The following is an 11931-nucleotide window of genomic DNA, read 5'->3' on the forward strand; positions in this document are numbered from 1 at the left end:
TCATGCCACCTCACCATCAGAAGTGACTTCGGCAGTGGTGAAGTCGACGCCGAATGCCCGGTCGTAGTCTGCCAGATCACGCACCAGCTGGTCACCGGTCGCCGGTGGCGGCCCGGCTTGGAACTGTCGACGCAACACCGCAGCGGTCTCGACGTGTTTAGGGTCGGTCAGGGTCTGTCGCGCTGCCCAGCAGCGATCGTGAGCAGCCAGCAGGCGCCCCGTCCGCATCACGGTCACCTGGGCCAGGGTGGTCCTCACCTCGACGAGCTGGCCGATCGCACTCGGATCCACCGAGTAGTCGTTGCCGGCCACCCGCAGGTAGTAGTCACGCCCCAACCGCACCGACGTCTTCGTCTCCACTGTCGGCGCCACCGGTGGCAGGGTCAGCATCTGGGCTTGGTCGGCAGCCAAGAAGTCCACCGGGCGACCATCCAACACCCGCACCCGACGACGGTTTGCGGTCGGAAGCCACAGTCCCAGTTGATCATTGAAGTCCTGCGGTGAGGTGAAGCTGCGCCCGGGCAGAAACGAAGTCTCCAGATACCGGTTGGCTCGCTCCACGATGCCCTTGGACTCGGGGTCATAGGGTTTGAGTTGCACCAGCCGCGAACCCAGCGTCCCGATCAACGCGGTGACCGGATCGGTTAACCGGCCGCGGCGTCCGATCCCGGCCTCGTTGTCCCACCACAACTCGTGCGGCACCGCGGTGAAGTTCTGTGAGAGCAGCTGCCACATCCCGGCCACCAGATCCATGGTTTGGCGCGAGGGCAGCATCACCGCGGCGATGAAGCGGGAGAACGCGGCCACCATCACCAGCACCGGCAGCATCGCCTCCTGACCGAACCCGACCGCGATCTTGGGTGCCGGGAACCACAGATCGCACTGGACCACCCGACCCGGCGGATGCTCGAGGCGGTCGACCGGATCAGCGGGCAGGTACTCCGGGCGGATCATCCGGACCCGCTCCCCAAACCAGGAGATCGAGCCCGTCCACCCCACCCGCTCGGCGAGCACCGTCGCCGACATCCGGGGATAGGCCGACAACAACGCCCGAATCCGCGGTTCCACCTCGTTGATCGCCGAGGCCGGCGATTCCCTCTCGTACTTTGGTGGATCGTCGCTGGCCAGCGCACTAGCCACCGTGTCACGCGCGATGCCGAGTTGACGTGCAATGGCCCGCTGCGACAAACCCTCGCTGCGGTGAAGATGCCGAATGAAGGCCCAGTCTTCCAAGGAGATCACCCATCCAATCTGTATGGGTGGCCTACTTTTCGACCGTCGCAACTGGCCTAGTTTTCAACCGTCGTCAACACCTGTCCCAGCCGCACCGCGGTCACCGTCTCGGTGACCGGGGCACTGGTGGCAGCGCCGCAGTGTGCTTGATCGATATCGAGGAAGTTAACCGGAGCACCATGGAGCGCCCTCACCCGACGACTGTTAGCGGCCGGAAGACATTGCCTCGGCTTTTAGTTGAAGTCGTCGGGTGAGGTGAAGCTCGTCCGGCCAGGAACGAGGTGTCCAGATACCGGTTGGCTCGCTCCACGGTCCCCTTGGATTCGGGTCATAGGGTTTGAGTTGCACCGGCCGCGACCCAAGGATGCCCGTCAGAGCGGTGACCGGATCGGTCCATCGGCCGCGGCGCCCGGCCCGCGAGCACCGGCAGCATCCTGGGCACGGATCCGGAGCTAAAACTCGTTGATCGCTGACGGCCCCGAGGCCCGCTTCCAGGAGAGCACCACCCGACCTGGCTGGGCGGCCTACTTTTCGACCCCGTCGCGACTGGCCGGTTTCCACCATCGTAAACAGGCCTGGAGCCCACGAATCCAGGTCTAGCAAACTTTCCCGCCCCTCAAGCAGGTCTACCATAACCTCGCTTACGCTGGGCAATTAACCGCCAACCGTACACCGATAGGCAGAAACAGCACTTCTAGGTCAGCAATTCATACGGGTTCGCTAAATGAACCGAGACACCGGAGGAATTCGCTATCGGGCTACTTGCTGAATCCGCGGGGAAGAAGAAAGAAGCCGGGCACCGATTTGAGGGTCCAATCCCGCGCTATCGTGCATGCTCAGAGTCCGTCCGCGGGCCATCGACGGTCCTAGCGCGCTGCCGAACGCAGAACCGGCGTACCTGGAACCGGGCGTTCGCCCCGGATCGGTACCCGTCACGGGCCGAAAAGGGGACCAGTGCAAAAAATAGTCGATCTTGAAAATTAGCTGCCCGCGTTGCCGCAAAGTGTATGAGAACGCAAGTAGGCAGCTAGTCCACCACCCACAGCCGCCTGCGCATTGTCCTTCTTGTTAGCTGACCGAAGGCCTTTCCTCGAAGGTCTAAAGCCTCCATACGGCAGCGCCTATTCGATTAGGATCAACATCACACAGCAAATAGATCTGCGGCCCGAAGCAGTCCTCCAGTGGCGGCTTTCGTAGGGCCGCCTCAAACGGTCTTGTATCGGTGTTAGAAGGCATGAGATGTTCGAAGACAGGCGCGTAGCTAATCGGTCAACAGGCGGTAAGCATGCCGCAAACCGTTTTCATGCGATGTTGCCGCCGTCGGACACCAGCGCAACGCGATACGCGCGTCACATCGGCCGTACGGGCGCTCTCGCTGTCGTGCTCGGGATCGGCACTGCATTGGCCATACCAGAACTCGCCTTCGCCCCGCCAGCGTCAGCCGACACGCTGTCGGTCGACACCAGCCCCAGCCAGAGCGAGGTTCAGGAGGCGGGCGACGGAATCCCCGACTCCAACGCACCCGCCGCTGCAACGGCGCCCGAGCCGACATCGGCGACCAGCACCGTGGCCGAGCAAGCAGAGACGTCGACAGCAGCGAGCGCAACCGGCTCGACGGCGATTACGGAAACCTTCCGTAGCGGCAGCTCGCCGGAGGTCACGATCAGCCACTCAGGTGGCGCCACAAAGGTCGCGGGTGCAAGCCCTGATGTCATCGGCGACCCCCAGGATGAGACCGAGAAGCTCGCCACACCCTCCTCGTCGGACGGCACGCTGACATCGGATCCGACAGAGCGTCCCGCCGGCGGATCGCCGATCATCGAACAGGCCCCCCCGCTATCGACCCCAGATCAGCTGCCACCGGCGGAAGATACACGCTCGCGAGACCGCGCCGAGGCACACGAAGCGGCGATCTCCGCCACGTCTTCAACAAGCCATCCGACTCGTGTTGATGCGCAGAGAAACGACGGTGTAAAGATCGCGGACGAGTCCACATCCGCGGTCGCCGCCGGACCTGGCCGGGTGACTGCCGATGCCAAGGCGTCGACGACTGTTCAGTCCGATCGAGTCGAGGTCGGTCGAACGGAGTTCACCGGGCCACTGGCGTCGCTCGACGTGATCTCGACCGCTGTGAGTCAGATACTGATGGCTGTCGGGACGGGCACTCTCGTCGACGGTCCCGGCGTGCCAGGGGAGTCTCCCCTGATGTTGGCGTTGCTGGGATGGGCTCGTCGGCAGAGCCAGCAGAGCAGTGCCGGGGAGCTCACACCCGACCTCGAGGCTGCGGTGAGTGCAGGCTTGCTCAGCGACCCGACGGTTTCGCCGCTCACCTTGGCTGCCGTCGCCACCACCGTGACCAACTCACCGGTCATCGAGGGGACGACGGTCGGCGCAGCGGACCCGTTGACCGGATTGATCGAAGGTGTCCTAACCGCAGCTGATGCTGATGGTGATTCGTTGACTTATTCGGTGTCGACTCAGCCGGCCAGTGGCTCGGTGACGGTCAATCCTGATGGCACCTACAGCTATACGCCGACGGTAGCGGCGCGGCTGGCCGCCCAGCAGACCTCGTGGACCGACACGGATTCGTTCACGGTGTCGGTCAGCGACGGTCAGCACGTCGTGACGACGACTGTGACCGTGCCGGTGGCACCGGCCGATCTCACGGTGTCGGGTTCGACGGCCACCACCGGCGCCACTCCGCAGGGTGTGGTGGTGGTGGGCAACCGGGCCTATGTGGCCAACCAGGGCGCCCACACCGTGTCGGTCATCGACATCACCACCAACACCGTGGTCAAAACCATCACGGCGGGCTATGCCCCGACCGGGATGGCCGCCAGCCCCGACAACACCAAGGTCTATGTCACCAACGGCTGGTCCAACACCGTCTCGGTCATCGACACCGCCACCAACACCGTGTCGGCCACCATCGGGGTGGGTCAGGGCCCGGTCGCGGCGGCGGTCAGCCCCGACGGCACCCGGCTGTATGTCACCAACCTCATCGGCAACACCGTCTCGGTCATCAACACCACCACCCGCACCGTGATCGCCACCGTGGCCGTGGGCGCCTACCCCAACGGGGTCGCCGTGAGCCCCGACGGCACCCGCGCCTACATCACCAACCAGTACTGGAACGCGGTCTCGGTGATCAACACCGCCACCAACACCGTGGTCGCCACCGTGGCCGTGGGCACCAACCCGTCCGCGGTCGCCGTGAGCGCCACCCGCGCCTATGTCACCAACCAGGGCACCAACTCGGTGTCGGTGCTCAACACCACCACCGCCACCCCCACCGTGATCGCCACCATTGCCTTGGGCGCCAACACCGCCCCCACCTCGGTGGTGCTCAGCCCCGACGGCAACCTGGCCTTCATCGCCAACAGCAACGACACCGTCACCGTCGTTGACACCGCCACCAACGCCGTGCTGCGCACCGTGCAGATCGACCCCAGCCCCGAAACCGGCACCCACATCCTGTCCTTCAACGCCGACGGCACCCGACTGTTCATCACCGACGCCGCCGACCGCGCACTGCGATCCATCTCGCTGGTCTCCACAGCGGTGAACAACGGCGCGCCGGTCGCGGGCACCCCCACCGTGGGCCAGCCCAACCCCAACACCGGCGCAGTCACCGGATCACTGAACTTCACCGACCCCGACGGCAACCCCCTGACCTACACCGTCCCCACCCAACCGGCCAGCGGCACCGTCACCGTCACCACCAACGGCACCTACACCTACACCCCCACCCAAGCCGCCCGCGACGCCGCGAGTCTGACTCCCGGCCCGGACTCGGCGACCTTCACCGTGCTCGCCAACGACGGGCTCAGCACCTCGCAGGTCTCGGTGACGGTGCCCATCCTGGCTTCCAACCGCGCACCAGTCGCCGGCACCCCCACCGTGGGCCAGCCCAACCCCAACACCGGCGCAGTCACCGGATCACTGAACTTCACCGACCCCGACGGCAACCCCCTGACCTACACCGTCCCCACCCAACCGGCCAGCGGCACCGTCACCGTCACCACCAACGGCACCTACACCTACACCCCCACCCAAGCCGCCCGCGACGCCGCGAGTCTGACTCCCGGCCCGGACTCGGCGACCTTCACCGTGTTCGCCAGCGACGGGAAGGCCACCGCATCGGTGACGGTCACCGTGCCGGTGTTGGCCGCCGCGACCGCACCCGTGGCCGGTACCCCAACGGTGAGCACTCCCGACCCCAGCACCGGAACAGTCACGGGTTCAATAAACGTCACTGATGCTGATGGTGATCCGTTGACCTATTCGGTGTCGACTCAGCCGGCCAGCGGCTCGGTGACGGTCAATCCTGATGGCACCTACAGCTATACGCCGACGGTAGCGGCGCGGCTGGCCGCCCAGCAGACCTCGTGGACCGACACGGATTCGTTCACGGTGTCGGTCAGCGACGGTCAGCACGTCGTGACGACGACTGTGACCGTGCCGGTGGCACCGGCCGATCTCACGGTGTCGGGTTCGACGGCCACCACCGGCGCCACTCCGCAGGGTGTGGTGGTGGTGGGCAACCGGGCCTATGTGGCCAACCAGGGCGCCCACACCGTGTCGGTCATCGACATCACCACCAACAGCGTGGTCAAGACCATCGCGGTGGGTTATGCCCCGACCGGGATGGCCGCCAGCCCCGACAACACCAAGGTCTATGTCACCAACGGCTGGTCCAACACCGTCTCGGTCATCGACACCGCCACCAACACCGTGTCGGGCACCATCGGGGTGGGTCAGGGCCCGGTCGCGGCGGCGGTCAGCCCCGACGGCACCCGGCTGTATGTCACCAACCTCATCGGCAACAGCGTCTCGGTCATCAACACCACCACCCGCACCGTGATCGCCACCGTGGCCGTGGGCGCCTACCCCAACGGGGTCGCCGTGAGCCCCGACGGCACCCGCGCCTACATCACCAACCAATACTCGAACGCGGTCTCGGTGATCAACACCGCCACCAACACCGTGATCACCACCGTGGCCGTGGGCACCAACCCGTCCGCGGTCGCCGTGAGCGCCACCCGCGCCTATGTCACCAACCAGGGCACCAACTCGGTGTCGGTGCTCAACACCACCACCGCCACCCCCACCGTGATCGCCACCATTGCCCTGGGCGCCAACACCGCCCCCACCTCGGTGGTGCTCAGCCCCGACGGCAACCTGGCCTTCATCGCCAACAGCAACGACACCGTCACCGTCGTTGACACCGCCACCAACGCCGTGCTGCGCACCGTGCAGATCGACCCCAGCCCCGAAACCGGCACCCACATCCTGTCCTTCAACGCCGACGGCACCCGACTGTTCATCACCGACGCCGCCGACCGCGCACTGCGATCCATCTCGATCGGCACCGCGGGCAACCGCGCGCCGGTCGCCGGCACCCCCACCGTGGGCCAGCCCAACCCCAACACCGGCGCAGTCACCGGATCACTGAACTTCACCGACCCCGACGGCAACCCCCTGACCTACACCGTCCCCACCCAACCGGCCAGCGGCACCGTCACCGTCACCACCAACGGCACCTACACCTACACCCCCACCCAAGCCGCCCGCGACGCCGCAGCCACCCCCCAAGGCGCCAAGACCGCCACCTTCACCGTCGTCGCCAACGACGGGAAAGCCACCGCATCGGTCAACGTCACCGTCAACATCCTGCCCACACCAGCGACCAATAATCCGCCAGTCGCCGGCACCCCCACCGTGGGCCAGCCCAACCCCAACACCGGCGCAGTCACCGGATCACTGAACTTCACCGACCCCGACGGCAACCCCCTGACCTACACCGTCCCCACCCAACCGGCCAGCGGCACCGTCACCGTCACCACCAACGGCACCTACACCTACACCCCCACCCAAGCCGCCCGCGACGCCGCGAGTCTGACTCCCGGCCCGGACTCGGCGACCTTCACCGTGCTCGCCAACGACGGGCTCAGCACCTCGCAGGTCTCGGTGACGGTGCCCATCCTGGCTTCCAACCGCGCACCAGTCGCCGGCACCCCCACCGTGGGCCAGCCCAACCCCAACACCGGCGCAGTCACCGGATCACTGAACTTCACCGACCCCGACGGCAACCCCCTGACCTACACCGTCCCCACCCAACCGGCCAGCGGCACCGTCACCGTCACCACCAACGGCACCTACACCTACACCCCCACCCAAGCCGCCCGCGACGCCGCGAGTCTGACTCCCGGCCCGGACTCGGCGACCTTCACCGTGTTCGCCAGCGACGGGAAGGCCACCGCATCGGTGACGGTGACCGTGCCGGTGTTGGCCGCCGCGACCGCACCCGTGGCCGGTACCCCAACGGTGAGCGCTCCCAACCCCAGCACCGGAACAGTCACGGGTTCAATAAACGTCACTGATGCTGATGGTGATCCGTTGACCTATTCGGTGTCGACTCAGCCGGCCAGCGGCTCGGTGACGGTCAATCCTGATGGCACCTACAGCTATACGCCGACGGTAGCGGCGCGGCTGGCCGCCCAGCAGACCTCGTCGGCCGACACGGATTCGTTCACGGTGTCGGTCAGCGACGGTCAGCACGTCGTGACGACGACTGTGACCGTGCCGGTGGCACCGGCCGATCTCACGGTGTCGGGTTCCACGGCCACCACCGGCGCCACTCCGCAGGGTGTGGTGGTGGTGGGCAACCGGGCCTATGTGGCCAACCAGGGCGCCCACACCGTGTCGGTCATCGACATCACCACCAACACCGTGGTCAAAACCATCACGGCGGGCTATGCCCCGACCGGGATGGCCGCCAGCCCCGACAACACCAAGGTCTATGTCACCAACGGCTGGTCCAACACCGTCTCGGTCATCGACACCGCCACCAACACCGTGTCGGCCACCATCGGCGTGGGTCAGGGCCCGGTCGCGGCGGCGGTCAGCCCCGACGGCACCCGGCTATATGTCACCAACCTCATCGGCAACACCGTCTCGGTCATCAACACCACCACCCGCACCGTGATCGCCACCGTGGCCGTGGGCGCCTACCCCAACGGGGTCGCCGTGAGCCCCGACGGCACCCGCGCCTACATCACCAACCAATACTCGAACGCGGTCTCGGTGATCAACACCGCCACCAACACCGTGGTCGCCACCGTGGCCGTGGGCACCAACCCGTCCGCGGTCGCCGTGAGCGCCACCCGCGCCTATGTCACCAACCAGGGCACCAACTCGGTGTCGGTGCTCAACACCACCACCGCCACCCCCACCGTGATCGCCACCATTGCCCTGGGCGCCAACACCGCCCCCACCTCGGTGGTGCTCAGCCCCGACGGCAACCTGGCCTTCATCGCCAACAGCAACGACACCGTCACCGTCGTTGACACCGCCACCAACGCCGTGCTGCGCACCGTGCAGATCGACCCCAGCCCCGAAACCGGCACCCACATCCTGTCCTTCAACGCCGACGGCACCCGACTGTTCATCACCGACGCCGCCGACCGCGCACTGCGATCCATCTCGATCGGCACCGCGGGCAACCGCGCGCCGGTCGCCGGCACCCCCACCGTGGGCCAGCCCAACCCCAACACCGGCGCAGTCACCGGATCACTGAACTTCACCGACCCCGACGGCAACCCCCTGACCTACACCGTCCCCACCCAACCGGCCAGCGGCACCGTCACCGTCACCACCAACGGCACCTACACCTACACCCCCACCCAAGCCGCCCGCGACGCCGCAGCCACCCCCCAAGGCGCCAAGACCGCCACCTTCACCGTCGTCGCCAGCGACGGGAAAGCCACCGCATCGGTCAACGTCACCGTCAACATCCTGCCCACACCAGCGACCAATAATCCGCCAGTCGCCGGCACCCCACCGTGGGCCAGCCCAACCCCAACACCGGCGCGGTCACCGGATCACTGAACTTCACCGACCCCGACGGCAACCCCCTGACCTACACCGTCCCCACCCAACCGGCCAGCGGCACCGTCACCGTCACCACCAACGGCACCTACACCTACACCCCCACCCAAGCCGCCCGCGACGCCGCAGCCACCCCCCAAGGCGCCAAGACCGCCACCTTCACCGTCGTCGCCAGCGACGGGAAGGCCACCGCATCGGTCAACGTCACCGTCAACATCCTGCCCACACCTGGCATCAATACCGCACCGGTTGTCACCGGCGTGACCTACGGAGACGTAGACCCTTCCACTGGCGCCATCACGGGCACGGTCAACGCGACCGACGCCAACGGCGATCAGCTGTCTTTCAGCCTGTCCGGCGCGCAACCAGCGGGCGGCACACTGGTGGTGAGTTCCAACGGCGCCTTCACCTTCACGCCGAGCGCGTCGGCGCGGCTTGCCGCCGGGCTGACATCCGGGCCCGACACCGTCTCGTTCGCCGTCACCGTGACCGACGGCACGGCGACCACCACGACGAACGTCGCAGTTCCGATCTCGCCGGTGAACCTGACGAAACAGCCTTCGGCCACCACCGGGGACAGCCCGTATGGCGTCGCCGTAGTCGGCAACCGCGCCTACGTCGCGAATCAGGGCACCAACACCGTGTCGGTCATCGACATGGAAACCGGCGCAGTTCTGGGCGAGATTACCGTGGGCAGCGCACCGACGAACATGGTCGCAAGTCCTGACGGCACTCGGCTCTACGTCACAAACCGCTCGAGCAACTCGGTGTCGGTCATCAACACGACCACCAATACCGTTGTGGGAGGGCAGATCGCAGTCGGTGCGACGCCCGAGTCGATCACCGTGAGCAGTGACGGCACCCGTCTGTACGTCGCCAATTTTGGCAGCCACACCGTGTCCGTGATCAACACGACGCTGACGACACCCGCGGTCGTGGCCACCGTCGCGGTCGGGTACAACCCGCGGGGAATCGCTTTCGCACAGACCGTGAACGGCCCGCGAGTTTATGTCGCCAACCAGACCAGTAGTTCGGTGTCGGTGATCAATGCGAGCACCAATCAGATTGTCGGTGGCCAGATCACCGTCGGCTCCACTCCGCTACAAGTGGCGGTCAGTTCGGACGGCACCCGTGCCTACGTGACGAACTACTGGTCGAGCTCGGTATCGGTGATCGACACCGCAACCAACAGTGTGAACGCCACGATCACCGTTGCCGCCTACCCTGTGGGTGTTGCGCTGAGCGCCGACGGCAGTGTGCTCTATGTCGCCAGCAATTTCGATGAGATCACCGTAGTCAACACCCAAACGCGCACCACGATCACGACGATTCAGCTCGACAGCAGCCCCGAGTACAACTTCCACATGGTCGCTGTCGCTCCTGATGGCAGCCTGGCGGTGACTGACCTCTCCGACAGTCAGCTACGGATCATTGACTACACCCGCGGACAGACGGTCACGGTGTCGACCAATCAGCCGAATTCGACTACCGGGGTGGTGACCGGACAGGTAGCGGCCGATCCCGACGACGGCACCCTGACCTACACCACTACCACTCCGGGCTACGGCACGGTGGTGGTCAACACCAACGGAACGTTCACCTACACGCCCAGCACCGTCGGTCGCCAGGTTGCCAGGATCACGCCCGGCGAGGACACCGACTCGTTCAGTGTCACCGTCACGAACGGCAAGGGCGCATCGCAGACGGTGCAGGTGACCGTAACCCTGGTTCCCGTCGACGTCACGGGAGCAGACACCACGGCGGCGCTGCAAGCGGTGCTGAACAATCTCAAGACCGGCGACACACTGACACTCGCCCCCGGCACCTATCGGTACAGCAATCTCCTGCGCGTGAACGCTTCGGGAGTAACGATCGACGGCAACGGCGCAATGCTGTACGCAACCAACCCTGCGTTGGCGTCTTTCCAGATCCTCGGCAACAATGTGACGCTTAAGAACCTGAACCTGCATGCGCCCGTTGGAGCTTCGCGTCAGGACGGCACTAATCAGAGCCGATTGCTGTTCGGTGGCACCGGCAATGTCATCAGTGACGTCAATGTGGTAGGCAGCGCTTCGGCGGGCATCTACATCGTTGGCGCGAAGAACTTCCGAGTCGAGCGAGTGACAGTCTCCGATACCGCCGCCGACGGCATACAGATCACCGGCGGCTCCAGCAACGGCCAGCTCAACAACGCGACGGTCTCACGCACCGGTGACGACTCCATCGCGGTGGTGTCGTACAACTACGATTCCGGGCCGGTCACCGACATCGTCATCAACAACGCGACGGTGATCGACAATCTCCAGGCCCGTGGAATCGCAGTCGTCGGTGGCGAGAGGATCACCATCAACAACTTCACGGTCAACGGCTCGAGCCAGGCGGGGCTGTTCATCGGTTCACAAGGCGGCTTGTTCAACACCCGGGCAACCAAGGACATCACCGTCAACGGCGGCACCATCAGCCGCTCGAACACGGCGACGTTCTTCCCGTTCGGCGCCATCATGGTGCTGAGCCAGAATCCCGGTGTCGAAGTCTCGAATGTGACGATTCGCAACGTCACCATCAATCAACCGACGTTGGGTCAGACCCACAACATCACCGTGGCGACCGCGGGCAATGCACTCACCTGGGATCAAGCCTTGGCGGCCACTCCACAGGGCACTCTGTCGAACATCACTTTCGAGAACATCGCGATAGTGGAATTATTCGAGCTTCCGGTGTTCTTCTCCAATGCACAGGGAACCTACACCGCGACCGGTTTCACGATGAATGGTCGACCCATCACGATCAACACGACGGCCTGATCGC

The 11931-nt window shown here is 65.5% G+C and carries 4 protein-coding genes; 2 read left to right on the top strand and 2 right to left on the bottom strand.

All coding sequences use genetic code 11. The annotated features are described in order from the left end of the window. Nucleotides 1–1242, bottom strand: a complete 1242-nt coding sequence (istA, locus tag K3G64_RS02470; RefSeq protein WP_238886612.1) for an IS21 family transposase — start codon at nucleotides 1240–1242, stop codon at nucleotides 1–3. Between the two features lie 1475 nt (nucleotides 1243–2717). Further along, nucleotides 2718–2948 carry a hypothetical protein gene (locus K3G64_RS02475; protein ID WP_238888753.1) on the bottom strand — a complete coding sequence of 77 codons (231 nt, stop codon included), beginning with the start codon at nucleotides 2946–2948 and terminating at the stop codon, nucleotides 2718–2720. Between the two features lie 307 nt (nucleotides 2949–3255). Between K3G64_RS02475 and K3G64_RS25515 the strand changes: the two genes are divergently transcribed. Both K3G64_RS25515 and K3G64_RS02515 read left to right on the top strand, forming a co-directional pair. Further along, on the top strand, nucleotides 3256–9123 hold the full coding sequence (locus K3G64_RS25515) for an Ig-like domain-containing protein (protein ID WP_255727902.1): 5868 nt from the start codon (nucleotides 3256–3258) through the stop codon (nucleotides 9121–9123). Next, nucleotides 9078–11927 carry an Ig-like domain-containing protein gene (locus K3G64_RS02515; RefSeq protein ID WP_238888755.1) on the top strand — a complete coding sequence of 950 codons (2850 nt, stop codon included), beginning with the start codon at nucleotides 9078–9080 and terminating at the stop codon, nucleotides 11925–11927. Before K3G64_RS25515 ends, K3G64_RS02515 begins: the two co-directional genes overlap by 46 nt. Nucleotides 11928–11931 lie beyond the last annotated feature (4 nt).

Origin of the sequence: Mycobacterium sp. IDR2000157661 (assembly GCF_022317005.1) — a bacterium.
Classification (GTDB): Bacteria; Actinomycetota; Actinomycetes; order Mycobacteriales; family Mycobacteriaceae; genus Mycobacterium.

Coding starts and splice junctions, on each gene's coding strand:
- K3G64_RS02475 (WP_238888753.1), bottom strand. CDS start 2,948: ATGACATCAGGGCTTGCACCCGCGACCTTTGTGGCGCCACCTGAGTGG.